The following is a 24,083-nucleotide window of genomic DNA, read 5'->3' on the forward strand; positions in this document are numbered from 1 at the left end:
CTCAATGACGTCGGCTGGCAGCGATCGCGTCAGCGAAGTGCCATTCCAGCAGGGTTTTCAGGGCGAGCGTGACGAGGGCGAGGCCCGCCAGCAGCGAAGCGACGGCAAAAGCGGCGGCGCCCATGTATTCGTTGTAGAGAATCTCGACATGCAGCGGCATCGTGTTGGTCAGGCCACGGATCTTGCCGGAAACCACGGCGACGGCACCGAATTCGCCCATCGCACGGGCGTTGCAGAGCAGGACGCCGTAGAACAGGCTCCATTTCACATTGGGCAGCGTCACGGTCAGGAAGGTGCGCCAGGGCGAGGCGCCGAGCGTCAGAGCCGTCTCCTCCTCGGCCGAGCCCAGCGACTGCATGTGCGGGATCAGCTCGCGGGCGACGAAGGGGAAGGTCACGAAGATCGTCGCCAGCACGATGCCGGGGAGGGCGAAGACGATCTGGATGTCGTTCGCTTTCAGCCAGGGGCCGAAATAGCCTTGGGCGCCGAAGAGCAGCACGAAGACCAGCCCCGAGATCACCGGCGAGACCGAGAATGGCAGGTCGATGAAGCTGGTCAGCAGGCTCTTGCCGCGGAACTCGAACTTGGCGATCGCCCAGGCGGCGGCGATGCCGATGACGATGTTGAACGGCACCGCGATCGCTGCGACGAGCAGCGTCAGGCGGATGGCGGCGAGCGCATCCGGCTCGAGGATGGCTTCGCGATAGGCCTGCCAGCCGCGCGCGCCGGCTTCGACGAAGACCGTGATCAGCGGCAGGAAAAGGAACAGACAGAGGAAGGCCAGCGAGATCGCGACCAGGCTCCATTGCACCAGCCGGGACTCTCCGGAGACATGTCGGGCCGCACGGGCGGGCTCGAGGTCTTCCGCCTGAAGGGGAAGGCTCGCATCAGACATTGCCGAACCTCCTGCGGGCGCGGGCCTGGACGAGATTGACCAGCAAAATCAGGGCGAAGGAGAGCAGCAGCATCAGCGTCGCGACGACTGCCGCCCCGGCATAGTCAAACTGCTCGAGCCGGATCACGATCAGGAGCGGCGCGATCTCCGAGACCATCGGCACATTGCCGGCGATGAAGATGACCGAGCCGTATTCGCCGACGGCGCGGGCGAAGGCGAGCACGAAGCCGGTCATCAGCGCCGGCAGGACCGGCGGCAACAACACCTGGAAAACGGTGCGCCAGCGGCTGGCGCCGAGCAGCGCGGCGGCCTCCTCGATATCGGCCGGCAGCTCCTCCAGCACGGGCTGGACGGTGCGCACGACGAAGGGCAGGCCGATGAAGATCAGCGCCACCATCACGCCCAACGGCGTATAGGCGACCTTGATGTCGTAGGGGGCGAGCAGGCCGCCGACCCAGCCATTGGGCGCGTAGATCGCCGCCAGCGCGATGCCGGCGACCGCTGTCGGCAAGGCGAAGGGCAGGTCGACCGCGGCATCGATCAGGCGCCGACCCGGGAACTCATAGCGCACCAGCACCCAGGCGAGGATTAGACCGAACACGGCGTTGACCGCGGCGGCAAACAGCGCTCCGAGAAAGGAGAGCCGCAGCGCCGCCAGCGTCCGGGGCGAGGTGGCGACGGCCCAGATATCGGCCGGGCCGGCGCTCGCCGCCTTCAGGAACAGCGCGGCGAGCGGGATCAGCACGATCAGCGACAGCGCCGTCAGCGTGATGCCGAGTGCCAGGCCGAAGCCGGGCAGGATACTGGGCTCACGCCAGCGGGAGACTGTCGCGCTCATGGCTCAGCGCGTCGGCTTGTAGAGCTGGTCGAAGGTGCCACCGTCGCCGAAATGCGCCGGCTGCGCCTTGGCCCAGCCGCCGAAGGCGGCGTCGATGGTGATGAGCTCGACCTTCGGGAAGCGCGCGATATCCTTGGCGTCGGCGGCTTCCGGATTGCGCGGCCGGTAATAATGCTTGGCGATGATTGCCTGGCCTTTCGGCGTGTAGAGGAAGTCGAGATAGGCCTGCGCCTCGGCCCGGGTCCCCTTGGCGTCGACATTGCCGTCGACGATCGTCACCGGCGGCTCGGCCAGGATCGAGAGCGAGGGCACGACGATGTCGAACTTATCCTCGCCGAACTCCTTCAGCGCCAGGAAGGCCTCGTTCTCCCAGGACAGGAAGACGTCGCCGATGCCGCGCTGGGTGAAGGTCGTGGTCGCGCCGCGTGCGCCGGTGTCGAGCACCGGGACGTTCGCGAGGAGCTTGGCGATGTAGTCGCGGACCTTGGCCTCGTCCTTGTTGAAGGCCTTTTCGGCATAGGCCCAGGCGGCGAGGTAGTTCCAGCGGGCGCCGCCCGAGGTCTTCGGGTTCGGCGTGATGATCTGGACGCTGGGCTTTACCAGATCGCCCCAATCCTTGATCGCCTTCGGATTGCCCTTGCGGACGAGGAAGACGATCGTCGAGGTGTAGGGCGAAGAGTTCTGCGGCAGACGCTTCTGCCAGTCCAGCGGCAGCTTCTTCGAACGCTCGGCGACGGCGTCGATGTCACCGGCCAGGGCCAGCGTCAGCACGTCGGCATTGAGGCCGTCGATGACGGTGCGGGCCTGGGCGCCGGAGCCGCCGTGCGATTGCCGGATCGTGCGGATCGTCTTCTGCGGATTCTTGGCGTTCCAATCGGCGATGAAGGCCGCATTGACCTCACGATAGAGCTCGCGCGTCGGATCGTACGAAACGTTGAGAAGCTCGGTCTGGGCCCGGGCTCCGGTGACGACCCCGAAGCAGAGCGAGAAGGCGCCGAGCGTCAATCCGGCTTGCAGAAGGCGGCGAAGTCTCTGTCGCGTCATGTCAGTGCTCCGTGTTGAACGGTCCGTATGGGTCGGATCGTTCGGAATAACAAACGAAACGTACTGAATTGGCGGCGTACACTCAACGGCGTGCGGCAGTAGAGCCCTTCCAAACATTAATCGCCAGAGAGAAAACGCCTCTCCGGCCGATCGGTTCAATCTCAGGCGCGGGCCTGGCGGCGGTCGGCAGCAGAGACGGCCGCGCCCATCGCGTGGCCGATGATCACGAGGACTGGCCCTTTGCTCGGCAGCTCCCCGAGCCGTTCCGGCAGGTCCGCGACCATGCCGGAAACCCGCGCCTCGTCCGGGCGCGTCGCCCCGAAGATCGCGATGGCCGGCGTCGCAGGGTCGATGCCGGCGGCGAGCGCGCCGTCGCGAAAGGCAGCAAGGGTAGCGCGCGCCATGTAGACGACCGTCGTGGCGACCGGGTCTGCCATGGCGGCCCAGTCGATATCCTTGGGCAATTGGCCGTCGCGGGCATGGCCGGTGACGAATTGCAGGCGCCTTGCATGGTCGCGATGGGTCAGCGACAGGCCGAGCGAGGCGGCGGCGCCCTGAGCGGCCGAGATCCCGGGCACGATCGCGACGGGGATGCCGGCCTGGGCGCAGGCTTCGATCTCCTCGCCGGCGCGGCCGAAGATTCCGGGATCGCCGCCCTTCAGCCGGACGACATGCTTGCCCTGGCCGGCGAGCGCCACCAGCATGGCATTGATGTCGTCCTGCTTGACCGAGGGGCCATAGCCTTGCTTGCCGACCAGAAGCCGCTTGGCCTCGCGCCGCGCGAGTTCCAGCACATCGGCGGAAACGAGGTCATCGTAGAGAATGATGTCGGCGCTCTGCAGAGCCCGGATCGCCTTCAGCGTCAGCAATTCCGGATCGCCCGGACCGGCCCCGACCAAGGTGACGCGGCCGCCGCCCGAGCCCGAGGCCTCGATCTGGTCGAGCGTGCTGCGCAGACTGGCATGATCGCCAGCATCCGGCCGGCGCTGCGGCTCACCGAAGGCGAGGCTGGTGAAGCTCTCCCAGAAGGAGCGCCGCGCGGGAAAGGCCAGTTCGCGTGCCTGAACGGCCGGGCGCCAGTCCTTCGCGGCCTGGGCCCAGTGCTTAAGCCCGGCCGGCAGCAAGGCTTCGATCTTGGCGCGTATTGTCTGGCCGAAGACGGGCGCCGCACCATCGGTCGAGATCGCCACGACCAGCGGAGAACGGTTGACCAGCGATCCGAAGGCGAAATCGCAGAACTCCGGCTTGTCGACGAGATTGACGGGAACGCCGAGCTGGCGCGCCGCCGCGGCGAAAGCCCTTGCCTCGTCAGCCTGCTCGATATCGGCGATGGCGAGCGCCGCGCCGTCGAGATCGGCCGCCTGCCAGCTGCGTGAGAGGACCTCGACCTTGCCAGCCGGCGGATCCGCCGCGAGCGCGGCGAAGAGCGCGGCCGAGTCGCCGGCGAGGATGATCAGATCGCAGCCGGTGGAGGCCAGCAGCTCAGCCTTCCAGAGCGCGCCCTCGCTCGAGCCGGCCAGCACGACCTTGCGCCCATCCAGCTTGTGGAACAGCGGCAGGGTCGCGAGCCGCTCGATGCGGCGTGGGGCGGTGGGGCGCGGGGCTCTGTCGGTCATTTCTGCGTCACTGCTGCTTTCACGTCCGGCGGCCTCTGCGTCTCGCTGTTCGGCGGCATGAACAACCAAAGCCCGGCGAGCGCAAGGATGATAAGGCGGAAGCAAAGATCGAACCAGCGTTCGCGGGGACCGGGTTTGGCCTGGTCGAGAGCGCTCGTCAGCATGGCTTCCTCCCAATGATCGTCGCTATGCCGATCCGCCGGCCGCAGTTCGCGTCGCTGCGCCGCGCTGCTCATGGCTTTCAGCCCGCCGCCTGCGCCAGGCGCTTCGCCCGGCGCTGGTCGAGGATGTTGCCGCCGTCGCCATAGCCGCGCTGATAGCGCGCGCCGACATGGCTGAGCGCCCGCTGCCATTGCTCGACCGGCTGGCGCCCGGCGCTGGAAGCCGGCAGCGCGATTTCGTCGAAGCCGCAGAACAGAGCATAGGCGAACTGGTCGACGATCAGCGGGCCGCTGGCGCGCAGCCTGCCGGTGAAACCGGCGCGCCGCAGCCGCCTCGCAAGGCTGAAGCCGCGCCCGTCGGAATAGGCCGGGAAGCCGATAGCGATCAGCGCAAGCTCCGGCAGAAACGCCTCGATCTCGGCGATGGCGAGACTGCCGGGAACGACGACGCCGATCTCCTGGCCGGGCGCCCTGTTGGCGAACGCTTCCGGCAACGCCTCCCAAGGCACGATGGCGAGCGGGATATTGCCGATGGCAGCGCCATCGCTGTGCGTCCACGGGTCGGATGCGGTTCCGTTGCGATCAAGCAGCACGGTCGAGCTCCAGGAAAGCGGCCTTGAAGGGCGCGAGGCCGAGGCGCCGGACGTTCTCGATGAAGCTCTCGCCGGCCCGGCGCTGCTCCAGATAGACCGCGACGATCCGTTCGATCGCATCCGGCACCTCCTCGGCAGCAAGACCGGGGCCGAGAATCTCGCCGATTGCCGCGTCCTGGGTGGCATCGCCGCCGAGCGTGATCTGGTAGGATTCGATGCCGCGCTTCTCGAGGCCGAGAATGCCGATATGGCCGACATGGTGATGACCGCAGGCGTTGATGCAGCCGGAAATCTTGATGTTGAGCTCGCCGATCTCTTTCTGCTTTGCATCTTCGGCGAAGCGGCGGGCGATCGCCTGGGCGATCGGGATCGAGCGCGCCGTCGCGAGCGCGCAATAGTCGAGGCCGGGGCAGGCGATGATATCGGTGATCAGGCCGATATTGGCGCTCGCGAGCCCGACTTCGCCGAGGCGCCGCCAGATCGAAAAGAGATCCGACAGCTTCACATGCGGCAGAACGAGGTTCTGCGCATGGGTGACGCGGATCTCCGAGAGGGAGAAATCGTCGGCGAGATCGGCGACCAGCCGCATCTGTTCGCTGGTCGCGTCTCCCGGCGCCTCGCCGACGCTCTTCAGAGAGACCGTCACGGCAGTGTAGCCCGGCTGCTTGTGGGCGGTGGTGTTGACCTCGACCCAGCGGTCGAAATCGGGATTGCCGGCCCGGGCGGTCTCCAGCGCCGTGCTCCTTTCCGGCAGCGCCCGATAGGTGGGCGGAGCGAAATAGGCGGCGATGCGCGCGACCTCTTCGGGATCGGCATTGATCGAGGGGCCGTCGAGCTCGGCGAACTCCGCCTCGACGCGGCGGGTGAACTCCGCGAGGCCGGTTTCGTGGACGAGGATCTTGACCCTGGCCTTGTACTTGTTGTCGCGCCGGCCCTCGAGATTGTAGACCCGCATGATCGCCTCGAGATAGGCGAGCAGATCGGCCTTGGGCAGGTAGTCGCGCACCACCTTGCCGATCATCGGCGTACGCCCGAGGCCGCCGCCGACGCTGACCTCGTAGCAGGTCTCATGCGTGTCGGGATGGCGGCGGATGCGCAGGCCGATATCATGGGCCTTGATCACCGCCCGGTCCTGCTCGGCGCCGGTCACCGCGATCTTGAACTTGCGCGGCAGGTAGCTGAATTCGGGATGCTGCGACGACCATTGCCGGATCAGTTCGGCGGTCGGGCGCGGATCCTCGATTTCGTCCCGCGCGATGCCGGCAAAATGGTCGGCCGTGACGTTGCGGATGCAGTTGCCTGAGGTCTGGATGCAGTGCATCTCGACATCGGCGAGCAGGCCGAGGATCTCGGGCACGTCGCGCAGTTTCGGCCAGTTGAATTGCAGGTTGGTGCGCGTCGTGAAATGGCCGTAGCCACGGTCGAAGCGCTCGCCGATCAGCGCGAGCTGCCGGAGCTGGCGCGAGGACAGCGTGCCGTAGGGGATCGCGATCCGCAGCATGTAGGCATGGAGCTGGAGGTAGACGCCGTTCTTTAGCCGCAGCGGCTTGAACTCGTCCTCGGTCAGCGAGCCGTCGAGGCGGCGTGCGACCTGGTCGCTGAACTGCGCCACCCGCTCGCGCACGAAACGCTCGTCGAATTCGTCATAGCGGTACATGCGTCAAATTCCCTGGCCGGAAGGCGCAATGCCTTCGCCGGCCTGCTTGCCGAGATCCCGGCGATTGCTCGGTCCGAGCGTCTTCATCCGCTCGCGGTAATGGCGCGGCACCGGGCGGCCGGTGTCCGTCTCGACATCGACGAGATAGGCGTCGACCACGCGCTGCGCCCCGAACTCGGCCACGGCAAAGGCTTCCAGGCGCTCGGCACCGAGATCATCGCTGGCGACAAGCGCCAGCGCCGGGTCGCGCGTCCAGGCCAGCGCTTCGCCTGCGGCGGAGGCAAAGACGACATCGCCGTCGAGCAGGTCGTTGGCGAGCAGGATCGCGGGCAGGGCGGGGCGCTTCGCTACGGCCGCCATCACGCGCTCCTGCTGCTCTGGCGGGGTGCGAAGCGCACACGATCGATCGGATTTTGACGGGGCACTGGCGCTCGCTACGTTCGCTATTACGAACGCTGAAAATAAACTGGCGAACGGCCTCCATCAATTCACGTTGGATAGTGTGATTTTTCTTATTTCCGTTCCAATGTGGGAAATTCGTCTTTCGGGGACTGATCGCTCAGCAACCGGGTAGACCGATTTTTCTTCAGGCGAGGCCGCCGAGCCGATAGCCGACGCCAGGTTCAGTCTCTATCAGCCTCGGTGTCGATGGATCATCCTCGAGCTTCTGGCGCAACTGACCGACGAAGACCCGCAGATACTGGACATCGTGCTCATGGGCGGGGCCCCAGACGGCGGTCAGGATCTGCTTGTGCGTGAGGACCCGGCCATGGCCACCGGCGAGGCTCGCCAGCAGGTCGTATTCCTTGGGCGAGAGCTTGACCGCGGCGCCGTCGCGACTGACCCGGCGGTTGACCAGGTCGATCTCGACCGTCCCGGCGACAAGCACCGGCGCAGCGCCCTGCCGCTCGATGCGGTGGCGGAGCGCGACGCGCAGGCGCGCCAGCAATTCGCCGACGCCGAAGGGCTTCTCGACATAGTCGTCGGCGCCGGCGTCGAGCGCGTCGATCTTCTCGGTCTCGCGGTCGCGGGCGGAAAGGATGATCACCGGGCCGTCATAGAAGGCGCGTGCCTTGGCCAGCGCCTCCTTGCCGTCCATGTCGGGCAGGCCGAGATCGAGCACGACGGCGTCGGGCGGCTTGCGGGCGATTTCGCGCAGGCCGGCGGTCGCATCGTCGGCGCGGATCGGCTCGTAGCCGGCGGCATCGAGGGCAGGGCCGAGGAAGCGGTGAATCTGCGGTTCGTCGTCGATGACGAGGATACGGGGGCGAAAGGCGGTCATGCGTTGGGTTCTCCGCCCGCGATGTCCTTGCGCAGGCTGATCAGGATGCGGGTGCCGCCCTTCGAGCCGTCGGCCCGCTCGCGGATCGGGCTGGCGGCGGCGATGCGCCCGCCCATGGCCTCGACGAAGCCTTTGGCGATGGCGAGGCCGAGGCCGGCGCCCTTGCCGCGCTCGCCGCCGCGATCGATCGCTTCCTCGAGCCGGCGAAACTTCTCGAAAACGCGCTCGAGCTCGGCGGTCGGAATGCCGCGCCCCTCGTCCTCGATCGAAATCACGACATTGCCGCGATCTTCATAAGCCGCCGTTTCGATCAGTGCACCGTCCTCGCTGTAGGCGATGGCGTTTTCGAGGATGTTGACCAGCACCTGTTCGAGCAGGACGGGGTCGGCCCGGACCATCGAGAGCTCGGCCGGGAAATCGCGTAGTGCCCGGCGCTGGCCGAGCCGGCGCGAGACGCGCGCCAGCGCCGCCGCAATGACGTCGCGGACATCGATCCAGTCGCGCCGCGCCAGCAGGGCGCCACCTTCCAGCTTGGTCATGTCGAGGAGATCGCCGACATAGCGGTTGAGCCGCTCTGCTTCCTCGCGGATCGAGAGCAGGAGATCGTCGCGGACGACCGGCTTCATGCCCTCGCCATAGTCGATCAGCGTGGTCGCCGAGCCGAGCACGGTCGCCAGCGGCGTGCGCAGGTCATGACTGACCGAGTTGAGCAGCGCGGCCCGCAAGCGGTCGCTGCGACGCAGAGCCTCGGCATCGACCGCGGCGGCAGCGAGTTCGGCGCGCTCGATCGCGATCGCGCCCTGGTCGAGCAGGGCCAGAGCGAAGCGCTCGTTCTCCGCGGTCGCCAGGGCACTGGGCTCGAAGCCGACGACGCCGGAGCGCAGGCGCACGCCCTGCAGCGCGCGGAAGGTCCAGCCGGCATTGGGCAAGGTCCCGGTACCGGCGCCGGCCGGCTCGCCGCGATTCCAGGTCCAGCGCGCAGCCGTCATGTCGGCGGTCGAGAGCGGCTCCAGCTCCGGGGCCCCGGCGATAGCGGCGATCTCGCCGCCTTCGGCCGGCAGCAGGACGACAACCTTGCCGGAGGTCGCCGCCGAGACCTGCTCGGCGAGGATCGCCGCGGCGTCCTCCTTGCGGGCGGCGCCCGAGAGGCGGCGGCTGGCGGCGAGCAGAGCGGTGATGGCCGAGGCGCGCCTTGCCGTCGCGGTCGCTTGGTCGCGGACGCGCCCGGTCAGGCTGCCCGTCGTCATGGCGACGGCGAAGAAGACGAGAAAGGTCAGAAGGTCGGCCGGATGGCCGATCCAGACGGTCAGGCGCGGCTGCAGGAAGAAGAAGTTATAGGCGAAGGCGGCGAGGGCGGCGGCCGTGACCGCCGGCCAGAGACCGAAGGCAAGGCCGGAGCCGAGGGCGCTGACCATGAACAGCATGGCGAGGTTGGCGTTCTCGACGTGCTGGTCGAGCAGCTCGGCGAGGCCGATCGCGGCGCAGACCATGGCGACGGCGCCAACATGGCCGCGCCACTGGAAACTCGGCTTCGGGCCCGCGAAGGCCGGGGCCGTGGCTGTGGTCGCAACCGTCTCGGTGATGATGTGGAGCGCGGCGCCGTTCTGCGCCTTCAGCAGTTCCGGGGCGAGCGAACGGCGCAACCACGCCCGCCAGCCGCGCCGATGCGACTTGCCGACGACGATCTGGGTGACGTTGTTGCGCCGGGCATAGTCGAGGACGGCGCCGACAAGGTCGTCGCCATTGAGGACGACGGTCGCCCCGCCAAGCTGCTCGGCGAGCTTCAGGGCCTCGACCAGCGGTGCGCTGCGGCTGGGATCGCCGTCGGCACGGTTCGGCCGTTCGACATGCGCGACCGTCCAGGGCGCGTCCATCATCATGTCGGAGAGCCGCCTTCCGGCGCGGACCAGCGGCCCGGCCATGGCGTCGGGGCCGATCAGGACGAGAATGCGCTCGCCGGCCGCCCAGGGCCCCTCGACGCCGGCGCGCTTCATCGCCTGGCTGAGCTGGTCGTCGACGGTCTGCGCCGCTCGGCGCAAGGCGAGCTCGCGCAGGGCGGTCAGGTTCTCGGGCTTGAAAAAGTTGCTAGCGGCGAGCCGCGCGGTCTCCGGCAGGTAGACCTTGCCCTCGTCCATGCGCTGGCGCAGCTCGGTCGGCGTGATGTCGATCAGCTCGATCTCGTCGGCGCGACTGAGCGCGCTGTCGGGCACCGTCTCACGCTGGCGCACGCCGGTGATCTTCCAGATGACTTCGACCAGACTTTCGAGATGCTGGACATTGAGCGTCGTCCAGATGTCGATGCCGGCCTGGAGCAGCTCCTCGACATCCTGCCAGCGCTTTGGATGGCGGCTGCCGGGCGCGTTAGAATGGGCGTATTCGTCGACGAGCAGCAGCCGCGGCTTGCAGGCGAGCGCGGCGTCGAGATCGAACTCCATCAGGATGCGGCCGCGATGCTCGATCGGCCTGCGGGCCATCACCTCGAGCCCGTCGAGCAGCGCTTCGGTCTCGCGCCGGCCATGGGTTTCGACGACGCCGACCAGCACCTCGCCATGTTCGGCCTGGGCCCGGCGCCCCTGCGTCAGCATCTCGTATGTCTTGCCGACGCCGGGCGCCATGCCGAGAAAGATCTTCAGCCGGCCGCGCTTGCCACGGCCGGCCGACGACAGCAGGGCGTCCGGATCGGGCCGGCCTGCCTCGCGGAACTGGGATTCGTCGCTGGCCATTTGCCTAGGACATTCTCGATCGTCTTTCCGGGTCGTCCCGGGCTGGCGACGAAGCCTCGCCAGCCCGGGACGACCAATGCTTGTAGACCGCTACCGGCCGCAAGAGCAGCCTTCTATCGCTGCGGCTGGGGCCAGCGCGCGTCGAGCGCCAGATTGACGGCGAGCACGTTGACGCGCGGCTCGCCGAGCAAGCCGAAGGTCGAGCCCTCGGTGTTGGCCGAGATCAGCGCCAGCACCTCCGCCGGCTGGGCCTTGCGGGCGGCGGCGATGCGCGCGGCCTGCCGGGCCGCATAGGCCGGGGAGATATGCGGATCGAGCCCGGAGGCTGAAGTCGTGACCGCGTCGACCGGGATCGGCCCCGCCGCCTCGGCCCGCAGCGTCTCGGCCTCGGCCTTGATGCGGGCGGCGAGGTCCTCGTTCAGCGGGCCGAGATTCGAACCCGAGGACGAGGAGGCGTCATAGCCCTCCTTGCCGGCGGCGGAGGGGCGGGGACGCAGATAGGCCTCGCCCTTGAAGTTCTGGCCTATCCATTGCGAGCCGACGACGACGCCGTCCGCATTGCGGATCAGCGAGCCGCCGGCCTGGGCCGGAAACAGCGCCTGGGCGAGGCCGGTCACGCCGAGCGGATAGGCGAGGCCGAGCAGCAGGGTGAAGAAGACCATCGCGACGATGGCGGGGCGCAGATGCGAGATCATGATGTCGATGTCCTTTGCCGCGGCTCAGGCCAGACCGAGGGCCGAAACCAGCATGTCGATCAGCTTGATGCCGACGAAGGGCGCGATCAGCCCGCCGATGCCGTAGAGGGTGAGGTTGCGCGAGAGCAGCTTGGCCGCCCCGATCGCCCGGTAGCGCACGCCACGCAGCGCCAGCGGGATCAGCGCGACGATGACCAGCGCGTTGAAGATCACGGCCGAGAGGATGGCGCTCTGCGGGCTCGACAGCCCCATGACGTTGAGCGCCCCCAGCGCCGGCAGGGAGACGACGAACAGCGCCGGGATGATGGCGAAGTACTTTGCCACGTCATTGGCGATCGAGAAGGTCGTGAGCGCGCCGCGGGTGATGAGCAATTGCTTGCCGACTTCGACGATCTCCAGGACCTTGGTGGGGTCGCTGTCGAGGTCGACCATGTTGCCGGCCTCGCGCGCGGCCTGGGCACCGGTCTGCATGGCGACGCCGACATCGGCCTGGGCGAGCGCCGGGGCGTCGTTGGCGCCGTCGCCGCACATCGCGACGAGGCGGCCCTTAGCCTGCTCGGCGCGGATGATCCGCAGCTTGTCCTCGGGGGTGGCCTCGGCGAGGAAGTCGTCGACGCCGGCTTCAGAGGCGATCGCCGCGGCGGTCACCGGGTTGTCGCCGGTGATCATCACGGTGCGCACGCCCATCCGGCGCAGATCGGCGAAGCGTTCCTTGACGCCCGGCTTCACCACGTCCTTGAGATGGATGACGCCGGCGAGCGCGCCGTTCTCGCTGACGGCGAGCGGCGTGCCGCCGGAGCGGGCAATGGCGTCGACCGCCTGGCGCAGCTCCGCCGGCACCTGTGCTTCGCTGAGGTCGAGCGTTCTAATCACCGCATCGACCGCTCCCTTGCGCCATGATTTGCCGTCGGAATCGAGGCCGGACTGACGGGTCGTGGCACTGAATGCGATGGCGTTGGCCCCTTGCGGAATCTCGGCGGTCACGCCGAGGCTGCGGGCGAGGTCGACGATCGAGCGGCCTTCCGGCGTCTCGTCGGCGAGCGAGGCCATCAGCGCGGCGCGCAGGGCCGCCTCCGGGCGCATGCCCGGAGCGGGAATGACCTCGACCGCCATGCGGTTGCCGAAGGTGATGGTGCCGGTCTTGTCGAGCAGCAGCGTGTCGACGTCGCCGGCGGCCTCGACGGCACGGCCGGAAGTGGCGAGCACGTTGACCTTCAAGAGCCGGTCCATGCCGGCGATGCCGACGGCGCTGAGCAGGCCGCCGATCGTGGTCGGGATCAGCGTGACGAAGAGCGCGCCGAGCACCATCGGGTCGAGCGAGACGCCCGAGAAGGCGCCGAGACCGGTCAGCGTCACCACCGCGATCAGGAAGACCAGGGTCAGGCCGGCGAGCAGCACGGCGAGCGCCAACTCGTTCGGCGTCTTGCGCCGGTCCGCGCCCTCGACCATCGCGATCATCCGGTCGAGGAAGGAGGAGCCGGGCCGCGAGGTGACCCGGACCTTGATCCAGTCGGAGACGACGGTGGTGCCGCCGGTGACGGCCGAGCGGTCGCCGCCGCTCTCGCGGATGACCGGCGCGGATTCGCCGGTGATGGCGGCCTCGTTGACCGAGGCGACGCCCTCGACGATCTCGCCATCGGCGGGGATGACGTCGCCGGCTTCGACCAGGACGATATCGTCGGGCGCGAGCTCGTGCGCCGGCGTCGGGATGATCGCATTGCGCGAGGCGTCGATGATCAGCTTGGCCTTGGTGGTGACGCGGGTGGCGCGCAGCGAATCCGCGGCCGCCTTGCCGCGCCCCTCGGCGATCGCCTCGGCGAAATTGGCGAAGAGCACGGTGAGCCAGAGCCAGAGCGCGATCTGGATGGCGAAGCCGGCGGGCTGTCCGCCGGCGACGGCGACCACGGCCGAGACCGTGGCCAGCATGGCGACGACCTCGGTGGCGAGGATCACCGGATTTCCGGCGAGCGCACGCGGGTCGAGCTTGATGAAGGCGCTCTTCAGGGCCGTCACGATGACGCCCTGGTCGAAGGCGCCGGACCTGGCGAGGGAAACACTCATGAATGCGTTCTTTCGTTGGCTCAGCGAGCGGCCGCAAGCACCTGGAAGTGCTCGACGATCGGCCCGAGCGCGAGCGCGGGGAAAAACTGGAGGCCGCCCAGGATCAGGATGATGCCGATCAGCAGGCCGACGAAGAGCGGGCTGTCGCTCGGCAGCGTGCCGGCGGTCGGCTTCAGCTTCGGCTTGGCGGCGATGGCACCCGCCAGGGCGATCACCGGGACCATGTAGGCGAAACGGCCGAGCAACATGGCGATGCCCAGCGTGGTGTTCCACCAGGGTGCGTTGGCGGTCAGTCCAGCATAGGCCGAGCCGTTGTTCCCGGTCGCCGACGAGTAGGCGTAGAGGATCTCCGTGAGCCCGCGCGGTCCCTTGTTGAGCAGGCCTTCAAGCGCGACCGGCAGCACGGCAGCGATGGCCGAGAAACCGAGAATGGCGAGCGGCAGGATCAGCACCGCCAGCATGGCGAACTTGATCTCGCGCGCCTCGACCTTCTTGCCGAGATATTCCGGGGTGCGCCCGACCATCAGCCCGGCGACGAAGACCGAGAGCAGCGCCATCACCACCATGCCGTAGAGACCGGAGCCGGCACCGCCGGGGACGATCTCGCCAAGCTGCATCAGGAACATCGCGACGCCGCCGCCGAGCGGCATGAACGAGCCGTGCATCGCGTTCACCGAGCCGTTCGCGGTGCCCGTGGTCTGGGCTGCCCATACGGAGGAAGCAGCGGCGCCGAAGCGCACCTCTTTGCCTTCCATGTTGGCCGGCGCGTCGGTGATGCCCGCCGCGACCATGGCCGGCTGCGGCGTCAGCGTCTCCGAGGCATAGATCGCCGCAGCACCTAGGCTGAGGAGGATCACCATCGCCGCGATCAGCGCACGCGCCTCCTTGCGGGCGCCGGCGACGCGCCCGAAAGCAACGACGGTAGCGAAGGCGATCGCGTTCAGGGAGACGACTTCGATCAGATTGGTCAGTGGCGTCGGATTCTCGAGCGGGTGCGCCGAGTTGACGTTGAACAGGCCCCCGCCATTGGTGCCCCATTGCTTGATCGCTTCCTGGCTGGCGACAGGAAAGAGCGCGATGATCTGGTCAGCGCCTTCGAGCGTCTTGGCCGTGACGTTGGCAAGCAGGCTCTGCGGCACGCCGGCGGCGACGAGTGCGAGCGCAGTAACGATCGAGACCGGCAGCAGCACGTAGAGCGTGCTGCGGGTCAGATCGACCCAGAAGTTGCCGAGCGTTTCGCCGCGATCGGCGGCAAAGGCGCGAGCCACGGCGGCGGCGACCGAGAGACCGACGGCGCCCGAGACGAAGTTCTGAACGGTCAGGCCCAGCATCTGGCTGAGGCTGCTCATCGTCGTCTCGCCGCCATAGGACTGCCAGTTCGTGTTGGTGACGAAGCTGACGGCGGTGTTGAAGGCGAGATGCGGCGACAGGCCGTCGAAGCCCTGCGGGTTCAACGGCAACTGCCCCTGCAGCCGCAGGAGCGCATAGAGCAGCACGAAGCCGGCCGCGCTGAAGGCGAGCACCGCCCCGGCATAGCCGAGCCAGCCTTGGCCCTTGCCTCGATCGATGCCTAGCGCGGCATAGAGCCCGGCCTCGACCGGGCGTAGCACGGGGTCGAACCAGGTTCGTTCGCCCGCCCAGACGCGCGCCATGTAGATGCCGAGTGGCCAGCCCACGGCCACAGTCAACGCGATCGTAAAGACGATCTCGGCCCAGCCCCGCCATTCCATGCGAGGTCTCCTTTGTTCTCGAAGTTCAGAAGCGGTCGGGGCGCAGCAGCGCGGCGACCATGTAGACCGCGAGCCCGAGGGCCGCGGCGGCGTAGAGGATGGTGAGCGCCATGGTCGTCAGACCTTGCGCAGCAGCGCCGCATAGAGGCCGAAAAGCGCGAAGGCTCCGGTCCCAAGCGCGAAGAAAAAGATGTCGGCCATATCGGTCTCCAGCCTGTGTTTCAGACCGGAGATGTGGGGGCGGGCCGGGTAAGCGTTCGAGCGGGAAGGGCAGGGAGGGGCATAAGGGCGGCGTAAAGATCAGGATCCTTCCAAGGGAAGATCGAGATCGAGTTCGCCATAGCCCATGCCGTCGAGGAGGCTTCGCGTGCGGCGCAGGATGTCGTCCGGCGCACCAGGGACGGGATGGTCGAGCACAAGTGCGGCCAGAAGGTCCGGCGGCAAGTCAGAGGTGACCCCACCTAGGGACGCACCTCGGGCATCGAACACTGTCGCAACGGCTTGATCATGTCTGAAGTTGCAGCGCCAGATCTCCCAGCGGCGATCGCGGCTCCGGATATCGATCGAACTGATCGAGAGCGGTTCCTCCGACAACGATCGACGGTGGAGCGAAACCTCGGCGAGGCGCTCTATGCCGTAGAGCAGGAAACGCGAATGATACCCGATCGGATCAGCGCCCGGCGACGTCTGATCGATCCAGCTCTGATGCGCACGCTGCGGGTCCACGATGCTGAGCAGGAGCATCCCGTCGTGCAGGCGCTGCGCCGCGATCAGTCGCTCATAGGCTCGGTAGGCCCGCTGCCCGGCCGCGGTCGTCATGGGGTTCAGCAGAAGGGGAAAGCCGCGGCGAAGGATGTACTCCTTGCTGAACTTGAGTTCGCCCGGCTGGTCGGGCAGCGGCGCCAACAGGCCGCCCGGTGTCGCAGGCCAGCTGCCCGCCTGGAATTGCGGCTCCGCCACACTCTCGCGTTGATGCTCCGGCAACTCGGCGGGGACGGGAGAGGGCTCCCAGATCGACGCGATCTTGAGCGCCTGGACTGTTCGTTCCTCCTGCTCGCGGAATTCGGCGCAGACCGCCTTAACGTCACGATCGAGGAGTTGCCGCTCCTCGGCGAGCCAGTGCCCCCAGATAGCGTCCCTTGCCTCCAGACCGTCGATGATTGCACTGGCCGTTTGGGGCCGCCCGGCCAACAACAAGGCGACGACGCACGAAGACACCTTTTCCCGATCGGCCTTCAAACGGCTGGCCAGCCCTTCCAGCGTGGTGATGGACCCGACATCGGCGAACACGTCATGAAGCAGCGCATCCTGCAGCAATGGCATGAAATGGGCGGCCGTAACGTCCCAGAGAGCTCCGTGGATCGTTCCCAGGCACCCGGTGGAATGCGGATGTCCGTAAAGCGGTTGGAGGTACGGCCAGATCCGGAAGCGAGTCCGTTCCCCTGTGCGATCGAACAATGCGCCGCGCAAAACGTGGCGGACAGGCCGGATGAGGAGGTGCCGACCGACAAGGACAAGGTCGTCCCGTTCGGCCAGGAGGCCTTTCAGATAGCGCCGGATGTCCGCCGGGCGCGTTCCCGGCTCAACTGGACCGCCCCTGACAGCCATCGCCTTGAGATGCTGCCTGGCATAGTCGACGGCTTTGCCGGCGTCCTGCCACTTGCCTGATCCGTCTTCGAGCACGATGCCCTGCGTCAGCCTGGCCAAGGCCGCCGCGACGCAGAGGCCGACTATGGCTTCATCCTTATCGCTTGCCCAACGCAGGCTGACACGGCGTGAGAATGATCTGCCAGTCTCTGGCGGCTCGAGGTCGCTGGCAGCGTCGGGACAGCTGCGGACATCGCACTCGCAGCCGGATTCCTGCCGCCGCAGCATCGCCGGCAGGAATCCAGCATGCGCGTCGAGACAGCCGGCTCGGTATCGAAGCCTGACGGGGAAACCGAGGCGCTTCAACTCAGCGTTGATGCTCCCGACAGCTGGCAAGGCCGCATCGAAAAGCACATGCGCTTCACTCGCCATGGCGGCGGCCCTCCTCGGAGCCCGCCACAACCATAACGGGAACGCGGCGCAATGCACCGGCTCCATCGAGCCCGACGGCAGTCGGGCCGACCCGGTTCGGCAGATGAAACCTGCGAAAGCGCCCGAAGGCCGCCCTTCAGCTCGAAGCTTCGAGCCCCGCCGTGGTGATGAAGGCCGAAATGGCGAGGCCGGCCCAGAAGAGCTCGTTGAGAATGCCCTGCAGGGGCACGCCCCCCATGGTCACGGTTGAAAGGCCGCCGGCCAGAAACAGCGCCGAGACCGTAACAAGGCTGCTCATGATGTCCTCCCGCATTTTGGCTCCGAACGCGGCGGGAGCGATTCCGTTCCCTTGATTCGATGCGGCATCAAATCAGTTGTTTTGATAGGTTCTGTTGCAGCCTATGATTGCGGTGATGTGACAGCGCGCGAAGGGAACACCGGCATGATGCATCGCTTGGACGGCGGGTGTCATTGCGGAGCGATCGCGCTCGAATTGTCGCTCCCGCGTCCGCCCGAGGAGGAGATCATTGGCGCCTGCCAGTGCTCCTTTTGCCGAAAGCACAATGCCCGGACGGTTTCGGACCCCAAGGCGCAGGCACGCCTCATCTTGCGTCAGCCCAGCCAGCTCCAGCGCTATCGCTTTGGTCTCGATGCTTCCGAGGTGGTCCTCTGCCACCGATGCGGCGTCTACATCGCCATGCTGATGACCGAGGGCGGCAAGGCCTGGACCACGATCAATATCGATGTGCTCGACGGGCGTGCGCGCTTCACCAGATCTGCCGAGCCGCGCGACTTCAGTGGCGAGGCGCTGGAGGAGCGGCGCGAACGCCGCAAGGCGCGCTGGACACCGACCGAGCTGGTCGGCTGGCCGGAGGAGAGCGGATAGGTCACCCGGTCGCGCAGATTCGCCGGAGTGCCTGCCATTCGGCATCGGTGAGGATCGGCGGCCCTGCATTCGCAGGAACCGCCCGCCGCATCCGCTCCAGGCGCTCGCTGCTGACCGGATGGCTGTCGATGATCGTCGTGCCGCCATCCTTGCCGGAGATGCGGACCAGGAGCTCGCCGAGCGGTGCCGGCGATCGGCCGAGCTGCGTCATCGCCCTGATCGCATAATTGTCGGCCGCCGTTTCGGCATCGCGCGAATGCGAGGCGTCGAGCAGCATGCGCGAGGCGAAGATCACGGCCCCGCTGCCGGTGATATCGCCGAAGAGCAAGCCGAACAGGAATGAGGTGCCACCAGTTCGGATGACGCTGCGCAATCCGTCGCGATGCTCGGCATGGCCGATCTCATGCGCGATCACCCCGGCTATGGCGCCGGATATCGGTCGCCAGCCAGAACCTGTAGAAGCCGAAGGTGACGAGTTCCAGCAGGGCGCCGCGCGTCACCAGTTTGCGGAAGGTCGAGCGTTCGCCCGAGAACGAAACCCGATCGGCCGGTGGCGCCGGGTTGGCAACGGTCTGATGCATGGCCTGCGGCAGCCCCGGCGGCAGAATCAGGCCGCTTGGCGAGGCCTTGCGACTACTTTCACCGACGACGTTACGGCATGCAACCATAAGTTATGTCGGGCTGCATCCTGAACGCCATGGGCCCGACGCCTGGCATTAATCCTATCCCGATTTGGACGGCATCAATCCGAGCAGCCGTTCGCGAACCGCATCGGAGAACGGCGTCGACTTGCGTGTCGCCTCGTCCACCAGGACGATGACCGTCACCGCGCTCGCAGCGCAGCGTCCGGCCTGAAAGATCGCCTGTTCGAGCCGAACCGAGCTGCGGCCGACTGAAGCGACGCGCATGCCGCTCTCGACCTCGCCGGGCCAGAGCAGCTCCGCCCGGAAATCCACCTCCAGCCTGGCGATGACGAAGGCGGTTCCGGGCTCCGCCAGCGGATGGTCGGGATCGTAGATCAGCTCGACGCGGCCGGTTTCGAACAGGGTCGAGAACACGGCATTGTTGATATGTCCCTGCCGGTCCGTGTCGCCATAACGCAGCTTGTCGCGGGTGTGCAGCGGATAATCGGCGAGGGCGATTTCGACAGACAAGGCGGCCTCCGGTCGCGGCCGGAAGCTTGCCGCCGGTGCTGGCGGAAGGGGTGGGATTCGAACCCACGGTAGGCTTTCACCTACGGCGGTTTTCAAGACCGCTGCCTTAAACCACTCGGCCACCCTTCCGGTGTGACCGTCATTGCCGCCGGTCGCGGCGTTTTGCAAGCGCCTCGCGCCCCAGCGCCACAGAAAGGGGACGCCCCGATTTGGGAGCCGGCTAGAACGGACATACTTTTCAATGCCTTGTGCGGCCTCTTGGTCTCGGTCGTCCGCGCAGGAACCTCTTAGAAGGCTCCGTTGCATCGACGCCACGCCGGCCCAAAAAATGGCGGAGAGATGGAGAGAGGTTGACAGTTGCCGCATTTCCGACACCTTTGTGCCCGCCCAAAGGGGGCAGCTGGGCTTTTGTTAACGGTGTCGCCGCCGCGCCTCACCGCCTTAACGATCCCTTAATTGAATCGGCCGAAAGCTGGCATATCGCTGCGTTCACGCGGCGAGTGCAGTGCTGTTTTTTTGGCGAACCGCAGGAATTTGGGCATGATCGGACGCGCAAGCTCTTCGGCACCGGTGGTATCCAGCGCCAATGACGCCCGCGACGACTCCCGCTCCTGCTCCCCCCTCAAGACCGCAGCCCGCCTCGGCTGCGTCGTTGTGGCCGGCGTCTTCCTTGCAAACTGCGCCAATGACGGTGTCGCTCGCCGCGGCAAGTCGAAGGAGATCGGCGCGTTCCCGTCGTCGAAATATGGCCCGGCCAGCGCCCGCGTCGTCGAGGAGGGGCAGCCCGTCCCGAAGGGCGGCGGACGCCAGCTGATCGGTCGCAGCTACACCGTCGCCGGGAAGCGCTATACACCCTTCGACAAGCAGGTCGGTCATACGTTGGTCGGCACCGCGTCTTGGTATGGCGAAGCCTTCCACGGCCGCCGCACCGCCAATGGCGAGGTCTATGACCGTCACGGCATCAGCGCCGCGCACCCGACCATGCCGCTTCCGGCCTATGCCCGCGTGACCAACGTGGTCAACAATCGCTCCATTATCGTACGCGTCAACGATCGCGGACCGTTCCATGGCGGCCGCGTCATGGACGTGTCGCAGCGCACGGCCGAGGCGCTTGCGTTCCGCCATCTCGGCACGGCGCGCGTCAAGGTCGAGTATCTCGGCCAAGCCTCGCTCGGCGGCTCCGACGACCGGCTGCTGCTCGCCTCCCTTCGTACCGACGGCCAGCCGGCCTCGATCCCCGGCCAGAGCTCGCGCAGCCTCGTCGCCGGCAATACGCAGATCGATCTGGGTTCCGATACCGAGGATCAACGCCCGCAGCCGGGTCCGGTTCCAGTCCGGGCGGCGCCGGTTTCGCAGCCCGTGGTCCAGGCCTATGCCGAGCAGCCGCAGCGCGCGCCGCTCCAGAGCCCGATCCAGGTCACGACTGTCAGCACCGGGGGGGACGGCGTCCCGATGCGCGGCGTCCGGCTGCCGCCCGAGCGTCCGTTCGATCTCGATACCATCGCCAACGCCAGCAAGCCGGTCCCGGTGCTGCGGCCGGCCGTGATGACCTCGGCGTCCTCGGTCCCGCGGACCAGCGTCGCCAGCCTCTTCGCTGCCCCGGAAAAGGCGCCGTCCGCGCGCTTCGCTTCCGGCCACCCGCTGGCTTCCGGCGTCAAGCCGCAGATTCTCCAGCCGCTTGCGCGGAATTGATCCGCGCCGGGCTTGACCGCCCGCACGGCGCCATCATCTGATCGAGAGATGGCGCGAGGTCGTTCGATGCTCATGTTCGGCCGTTTTCTGGCGCGGGGCGGGCGCTCCCTTGGCGCCGTGGCCTTCCTGCTCGCTGCCATTCCTGTCGCCGGTGCCCAGAGCTTCCAGTCGGCCGCGCCTTATGCCGTGCTGCTCGATTCCGGCAGCGGCGCCGTTCTCTATGAGAAGGCCGCTGACGAGCTGATGGTTCCGGCGAGCCTGGCGAAGATTGCGACGGCGCTCGTTGCCTTCCAGGAGATCGAGCAGGGCAAGATGACCCTCGATACCGAGATCTCGATCTCGGAGAACGCCTGGCGTAAGGGCGGGGGCGTGTCGGGCGGCTCGACCATGTTCGCCCTGGTTCACAGTCGGGTGAAGCTCGGCGACATTCTGCAAGGCCTGATCGTGCAATCCGGCAACGACGCCGCGATCGCACTGGCCGAGGCGGTCTCGGGCGACGAGGCGAACTTTGCGAAATTGATGACGGAGCGCGTGCGGGCTCTCGGCCTGACCAAATCCGTGTTCCGCAACGCCACCGGCATGGCCGATCCCGAGCAGAAGGTCACGGCCCGCGAGCTCGCGCGCCTCTCCGACCATGTGATCAAGACTTATCCGGAACTCTACAAAATCTTCGGCCAGCGCGAATTCACCTGGAACAAGATCAGGCAGCAGAACCGCAACCCGCTGCTGGCGATGGATATCGGTGCCGACGGCCTGAAGACCGGCAATGTCGACGATTCCGGCTACGGGCTGGTCGGCTCGGCGGTGCAGAAGGACCAGCGCCTGATCGTCGTCGTTGCCGGCTTGAAGAACGCCCGTGACCGGGCGAGCGAAGGGCGCAAGCTGCTGGAATGGGGCTTCCGCTCCTTCGAGCAGCGCACGGTCTTCGGCGCTGGCGAGACCGTCGGCGAGGCCAGCGTCTATGGCGGCGAGAAGGGCAGGGTGGCGCTGAAGGCCAGGGGGCCGGTCAATCTGCTGGTGCCGCGCGGCAGCAGCGAGCGGCTCAATGCCCGCATCGTCTATCGCGGACCATTGCAGGCACCGGTGGAGGAGGGCGCCCAGGTGGCGCGGCTCCTCGTCACGCGCGGCGAGGTCAAGACGCTCGATATCCCGCTCTACACGGCGGAGGCGGTGAAGGTCGGCAGCCTGCAGCAGCGCGCGCTCGATGCCCTGTTCGAGGTCTCGACCGGCTGGATCCGCAAAGCGCTCGGACGGAGCTGAGCGTAGCGATGGCAGAGCAGGACCCCAAGGCGGCCGCGCCGGCACTCGGGCGCTTCATCACGCTGGAAGGCGGGGAGGGGGCCGGCAAGTCGACCTTGGCGAAGGCCCTCGCAAGCCGGCTAGAGACGCTCGGACTTGGCGTCGAACTGACACGCGAGCCCGGCGGCTCGCCCAAGGCCGAGCGTATCCGCAATTCGCTGCTCGCCGGCAAGATCAAGCCCTATGGCGCCTTTGCCGAGGCGCTGATGTTCTCGGCCGCCCGCATCGACCATGTCGACAGCCGCATCAGGCCGGCGCTGGAGCGCGGCGACTGGGTGATCTGCGACCGCTTCATCGACTCGACGAGGGTCTACCAGGGCACGCTCGGAGAGATCGCCGCTGGCAAGCTCGCAGCGCTCGAGGCCGTGGCGATCGCCGGACTGATGCCCGAACTGACTTTCGTTCTCGACCTCGCGCCGGAAACCGGGCTGGCGCGCGCCGCCCGGCGCCGCCAACCCGGCGAGCAGGTCGATCGCTTCGAGGGCGAGACGCTCGCCTTCCACCGCCGGCTGCGCCAGGCCTATCTCGACATCGCCGCAGCCGAGCCTGCGCGCTGCGTCGTGCTCGATGCCAGCCAGACGCCGGAACAGCTCGCCGAGCAGGCCTGGACCGCGCTGGTCAGCCGGCTGCCGCTGCCTCAGATTGCGCCCGCATGATCGAATCGAGCAACGAACCCGACCGCCTGCCGAATGCGCCGCATCCGCGCGAGACGCTGGCGCTGATCGGCCATGAACGCCAGGAGCAGGCTTTTCTCGCAGCCCTGAGTTCCGGGCGCCTGCACCATGCCTGGCTGCTCGGCGGTCCCGAAGGCATCGGCAAGGCGAGCTTCGCCTATCGCGCCGCGCGCTTCCTGCTAGCGGAGGGCGATCCGATGCGACGCGCCCGCAACGCGAGCGATCTCGCCATCCCCGCCGATGATGGCGCGACGCGCAAGATCATGGCGCAGTCGCATCCCGACCTGCATCTGTTGCGCCGGATCCCGAAGCCCGATGGCAAGAGCTTCACCAGCAACATCCCGGTCGATCTGGTCCGCCGGGTGCTGGAGCGCTTCGGCTCCAGCGCCGGGGAGGGCGGCTGGCGCGTCTGCATCGTCGATTCCAGCGAGGAACTCGACCGCTCGGCCGGCAACGCCCTGCTGAAGCTGCTCGAGGAGCCGCCGGCACGCACGCTCTTCCTGATCGTTGCTCATGCGCCCGGCCGGATCCTGCCGACGATCCGCTCGCGCTGCCGGCTGCTCAGCTTCGAGCCTCTGTCCGAGGGCGATGTCGCAGCGGCGGGACGGATCGCGCTCGAGCGCATGGGCCTGCCCTATGACGGCTCGGCACTGCAGCGCGCCGCAGCGCTTTCCGAGGGCTCGGTGAAGCGGGCGCTCAGCTATGTGGACCCGGAAACGCTGGCGCTGGTCGAAGCGGTGAGGGCGCGGCTCGACGCTCTGCCGGGTGTCGACCTTCCGGCCCTGCTGGCGCTTGGCGAGGAAGTCGCGGGCAAGGCTGGCGAGGCCGAGTTCGCGGTGATGATCGAAACCGTGCAGGGCTGGCTCAGTGGCCATCTCCATGCGCATGCCGCCGCCGGCCCGGCCCGGCTTGCACCCCTGGCGGAGGTATGGGAGAGACTTGCGCGCGCGGCCCGGGAGGTGGAAACCTACAATCTCGACCGCCGCCCCCTCGTCATGTCGCTGTTTCACGATCTGTCGGAGGCGGTAGCGCGGTCGCGCGCAGCCTGAAACGAGACAGCACCG

General features: G+C 67.5%; 23 protein-coding genes, 1 tRNA gene and 1 pseudogene. 5 read left to right on the forward strand and 20 right to left on the reverse strand.

Going from position 1 to position 24,083, the window contains the following annotated elements:
* Position 1 precedes the first annotated feature (1 nt).
* From cysW to AC1REK_RS11025, 16 genes are all read right to left on the reverse strand, one after another.
* Complete coding sequence (gene cysW / locus AC1REK_RS10950) at positions 2-895, reverse strand: sulfate ABC transporter permease subunit CysW (protein WP_492268018.1); 894 nt, start codon at positions 893-895, stop codon at positions 2-4.
* Complete coding sequence (gene cysT / locus AC1REK_RS10955) at positions 888-1,733, reverse strand: sulfate ABC transporter permease subunit CysT (protein ID WP_327521391.1); 846 nt, start codon at positions 1,731-1,733, stop codon at positions 888-890. The genes cysW and cysT overlap by 8 nt, the downstream gene beginning before the upstream one ends.
* 3 nt (positions 1,734-1,736) lie before the next feature.
* Positions 1,737-2,777 (reverse strand): sulfate ABC transporter substrate-binding protein, encoded by a 1,041-nt coding sequence (locus AC1REK_RS10960; RefSeq protein ID WP_492268017.1) that lies wholly within the window; start codon positions 2,775-2,777, stop codon positions 1,737-1,739.
* A 161-nt stretch (positions 2,778-2,938) separates the two neighbouring features.
* Complete coding sequence (gene cysG, locus AC1REK_RS10965) at positions 2,939-4,393, reverse strand: siroheme synthase CysG (protein ID WP_492268016.1); 1,455 nt, start codon at positions 4,391-4,393, stop codon at positions 2,939-2,941.
* The gene (locus AC1REK_RS10970; RefSeq protein WP_316019293.1) at positions 4,390-4,629 is read right to left on the reverse strand and encodes a hypothetical protein; all 240 of its coding nucleotides are present in this window, start codon (positions 4,627-4,629) and stop codon (positions 4,390-4,392) included. Before AC1REK_RS10970 ends, cysG begins: the two co-directional genes overlap by 4 nt.
* 5 nt (positions 4,630-4,634) lie before the next feature.
* The gene (locus AC1REK_RS10975) at positions 4,635-5,147 is read right to left on the reverse strand and encodes a DUF934 domain-containing protein (RefSeq protein WP_492268015.1); all 513 of its coding nucleotides are present in this window, start codon (positions 5,145-5,147) and stop codon (positions 4,635-4,637) included.
* The gene (locus AC1REK_RS10980) at positions 5,137-6,804 is read right to left on the reverse strand and encodes a nitrite/sulfite reductase (protein ID WP_492268014.1); all 1,668 of its coding nucleotides are present in this window, start codon (positions 6,802-6,804) and stop codon (positions 5,137-5,139) included. The genes AC1REK_RS10975 and AC1REK_RS10980 overlap by 11 nt, the downstream gene beginning before the upstream one ends.
* A 3-nt stretch (positions 6,805-6,807) precedes the next feature.
* Complete coding sequence (locus AC1REK_RS10985; protein WP_492268013.1) at positions 6,808-7,164, reverse strand: DUF2849 domain-containing protein; 357 nt, start codon at positions 7,162-7,164, stop codon at positions 6,808-6,810.
* A gap of 226 nt (positions 7,165-7,390) precedes the next feature.
* The gene (locus AC1REK_RS10990; RefSeq protein ID WP_492268012.1) at positions 7,391-8,086 is read right to left on the reverse strand and encodes a response regulator; all 696 of its coding nucleotides are present in this window, start codon (positions 8,084-8,086) and stop codon (positions 7,391-7,393) included.
* On the reverse strand, positions 8,083-10,809 hold the full coding sequence (locus AC1REK_RS10995) for a DUF4118 domain-containing protein (protein WP_492268011.1): 2,727 nt from the start codon (positions 10,807-10,809) through the stop codon (positions 8,083-8,085). Before AC1REK_RS10995 ends, AC1REK_RS10990 begins: the two co-directional genes overlap by 4 nt.
* Positions 10,810-10,922: 113 nt before the next feature.
* A complete protein-coding gene (kdpC, locus tag AC1REK_RS11000; RefSeq protein WP_492268010.1) occupies positions 10,923-11,504 on the reverse strand; it encodes a potassium-transporting ATPase subunit KdpC in 582 nt (193 codons plus the stop codon).
* Between the two features lie 24 nt (positions 11,505-11,528).
* A complete protein-coding gene (gene kdpB, locus AC1REK_RS11005) occupies positions 11,529-13,565 on the reverse strand; it encodes a potassium-transporting ATPase subunit KdpB (protein WP_492268009.1) in 2,037 nt (678 codons plus the stop codon).
* A 20-nt stretch (positions 13,566-13,585) separates the two neighbouring features.
* The gene (gene kdpA, locus AC1REK_RS11010; RefSeq protein ID WP_492268008.1) at positions 13,586-15,295 is read right to left on the reverse strand and encodes a potassium-transporting ATPase subunit KdpA; all 1,710 of its coding nucleotides are present in this window, start codon (positions 15,293-15,295) and stop codon (positions 13,586-13,588) included.
* 25 nt (positions 15,296-15,320) lie between these two features.
* Entirely contained in the window at positions 15,321-15,407 is an 87-nt protein-coding gene (gene kdpF / locus AC1REK_RS11015; protein WP_083532981.1) for a K(+)-transporting ATPase subunit F, read from the reverse strand.
* Positions 15,408-15,595: 188 nt separating this feature from the next.
* A complete protein-coding gene (locus AC1REK_RS11020) occupies positions 15,596-17,314 on the reverse strand; it encodes a hypothetical protein (protein ID WP_492268007.1) in 1,719 nt (572 codons plus the stop codon).
* 136 nt (positions 17,315-17,450) lie between these two features.
* Entirely contained in the window at positions 17,451-17,612 is a 162-nt protein-coding gene (locus tag AC1REK_RS11025; RefSeq protein ID WP_316019304.1) for a hypothetical protein, read from the reverse strand.
* Between the two features lie 117 nt (positions 17,613-17,729).
* Here AC1REK_RS11025 and AC1REK_RS11030 point away from each other — a divergent pair, with 117 nt between their 5' ends.
* On the forward strand, positions 17,730-18,200 hold the full coding sequence (locus AC1REK_RS11030) for a GFA family protein (protein ID WP_492273793.1): 471 nt from the start codon (positions 17,730-17,732) through the stop codon (positions 18,198-18,200).
* A gap of 1 nt (position 18,201) precedes the next feature.
* On the opposite strand, the gene AC1REK_RS11035 is transcribed toward AC1REK_RS11030, so the two are convergent.
* The 4 genes and pseudogenes from AC1REK_RS11035 to AC1REK_RS11050 all read right to left on the reverse strand — a co-directional run bounded on the left by AC1REK_RS11035 (position 18,202) and on the right by AC1REK_RS11050 (position 19,483).
* On the reverse strand, positions 18,202-18,615 hold the full coding sequence (locus AC1REK_RS11035; RefSeq protein WP_492268005.1) for a M48 family metallopeptidase: 414 nt from the start codon (positions 18,613-18,615) through the stop codon (positions 18,202-18,204).
* A gap of 7 nt (positions 18,616-18,622) precedes the next feature.
* Positions 18,623-18,781: pseudogene (locus tag AC1REK_RS11040) on the reverse strand (DUF898 family protein); the annotation flags it as partial.
* A 141-nt stretch (positions 18,782-18,922) separates the two neighbouring features.
* On the reverse strand, positions 18,923-19,354 hold the full coding sequence (locus tag AC1REK_RS11045; RefSeq protein WP_492268004.1) for an acyl-CoA thioesterase: 432 nt from the start codon (positions 19,352-19,354) through the stop codon (positions 18,923-18,925).
* A gap of 39 nt (positions 19,355-19,393) precedes the next feature.
* A tRNA-Ser gene (locus tag AC1REK_RS11050) sits at positions 19,394-19,483 on the reverse strand.
* 411 nt (positions 19,484-19,894) lie between these two features.
* On the opposite strand from AC1REK_RS11050, the gene AC1REK_RS11055 reads away from it, so the two are divergent.
* The 4 genes from AC1REK_RS11055 (at position 19,895) to AC1REK_RS11070 (ending at position 24,068) form a co-directional block, all read left to right on the forward strand.
* A complete protein-coding gene (locus AC1REK_RS11055; RefSeq protein WP_492268003.1) occupies positions 19,895-21,046 on the forward strand; it encodes a septal ring lytic transglycosylase RlpA family protein in 1,152 nt (383 codons plus the stop codon).
* A gap of 72 nt (positions 21,047-21,118) precedes the next feature.
* Positions 21,119-22,306 carry a D-alanyl-D-alanine carboxypeptidase family protein gene (locus AC1REK_RS11060; RefSeq protein WP_492268211.1) on the forward strand — a complete coding sequence of 396 codons (1,188 nt, stop codon included), beginning with the start codon at positions 21,119-21,121 and terminating at the stop codon, positions 22,304-22,306.
* Positions 22,307-22,314: 8 nt separating this feature from the next.
* Positions 22,315-23,001, forward strand: a complete 687-nt coding sequence (gene tmk, locus AC1REK_RS11065) for a dTMP kinase (RefSeq protein WP_492268002.1) — start codon at positions 22,315-22,317, stop codon at positions 22,999-23,001.
* Positions 22,998-24,068, forward strand: coding sequence for a DNA polymerase III subunit delta' (locus AC1REK_RS11070; protein ID WP_492268001.1), 1,071 nt, complete (start codon positions 22,998-23,000; stop codon positions 24,066-24,068). The genes tmk and AC1REK_RS11070 overlap by 4 nt, the downstream gene beginning before the upstream one ends.
* The last annotated feature ends 15 nt before the right edge of the window (positions 24,069-24,083 follow it).

The sequence above is a fragment of the Allobosea sp. GW823-FHT02B03 genome, from assembly GCF_058797755.1.

Excerpts from the sequence above, each read along its gene's own strand:
- cysT (WP_327521391.1), bottom strand. The coding sequence starts at position 1,733 with ATGAGCGCGACAGTCTCCCGCTGGCGTGAGCCCAGTATCCTGCCCGGC.
- AC1REK_RS10960 (WP_492268017.1), bottom strand. The coding sequence starts at position 2,777 with ATGACGCGACAGAGACTTCGCCGCCTTCTGCAAGCCGGATTGACGCTC.
- AC1REK_RS10990 (WP_492268012.1), bottom strand. The coding sequence starts at position 8,086 with ATGACCGCCTTTCGCCCCCGTATCCTCGTCATCGACGACGAACCGCAG.
- kdpC (WP_492268010.1), bottom strand. The coding sequence starts at position 11,504 with ATGATCTCGCATCTGCGCCCCGCCATCGTCGCGATGGTCTTCTTCACC.
- cysG (WP_492268016.1), bottom strand. The coding sequence starts at position 4,393 with ATGACCGACAGAGCCCCGCGCCCCACCGCCCCACGCCGCATCGAGCGG.
- AC1REK_RS11020 (WP_492268007.1), bottom strand. The coding sequence starts at position 17,314 with ATGGCGAGTGAAGCGCATGTGCTTTTCGATGCGGCCTTGCCAGCTGTC.
- AC1REK_RS10985 (WP_492268013.1), bottom strand. The coding sequence starts at position 7,164 with ATGGCGGCCGTAGCGAAGCGCCCCGCCCTGCCCGCGATCCTGCTCGCC.
- AC1REK_RS11060 (WP_492268211.1), top strand. The coding sequence starts at position 21,119 with ATGTTCGGCCGTTTTCTGGCGCGGGGCGGGCGCTCCCTTGGCGCCGTG.
- tmk (WP_492268002.1), top strand. The coding sequence starts at position 22,315 with ATGGCAGAGCAGGACCCCAAGGCGGCCGCGCCGGCACTCGGGCGCTTC.
- AC1REK_RS10980 (WP_492268014.1), bottom strand. The coding sequence starts at position 6,804 with ATGTACCGCTATGACGAATTCGACGAGCGTTTCGTGCGCGAGCGGGTG.
- kdpA (WP_492268008.1), bottom strand. The coding sequence starts at position 15,295 with ATGGAATGGCGGGGCTGGGCCGAGATCGTCTTTACGATCGCGTTGACT.
- AC1REK_RS10995 (WP_492268011.1), bottom strand. The coding sequence starts at position 10,809 with ATGGCCAGCGACGAATCCCAGTTCCGCGAGGCAGGCCGGCCCGATCCG.
- AC1REK_RS10970 (WP_316019293.1), bottom strand. The coding sequence starts at position 4,629 with ATGAGCAGCGCGGCGCAGCGACGCGAACTGCGGCCGGCGGATCGGCAT.
- kdpF (WP_083532981.1), bottom strand. The coding sequence starts at position 15,407 with ATGGCGCTCACCATCCTCTACGCCGCCGCGGCCCTCGGGCTCGCGGTC.
- cysW (WP_492268018.1), bottom strand. The coding sequence starts at position 895 with ATGTCTGATGCGAGCCTTCCCCTTCAGGCGGAAGACCTCGAGCCCGCC.
- kdpB (WP_492268009.1), bottom strand. The coding sequence starts at position 13,565 with ATGAGTGTTTCCCTCGCCAGGTCCGGCGCCTTCGACCAGGGCGTCATC.
- AC1REK_RS11070 (WP_492268001.1), top strand. The coding sequence starts at position 22,998 with ATGATCGAATCGAGCAACGAACCCGACCGCCTGCCGAATGCGCCGCAT.
- AC1REK_RS11055 (WP_492268003.1), top strand. The coding sequence starts at position 19,895 with ATGATCGGACGCGCAAGCTCTTCGGCACCGGTGGTATCCAGCGCCAAT.
- AC1REK_RS11025 (WP_316019304.1), bottom strand. The coding sequence starts at position 17,612 with ATGAGCAGCCTTGTTACGGTCTCGGCGCTGTTTCTGGCCGGCGGCCTT.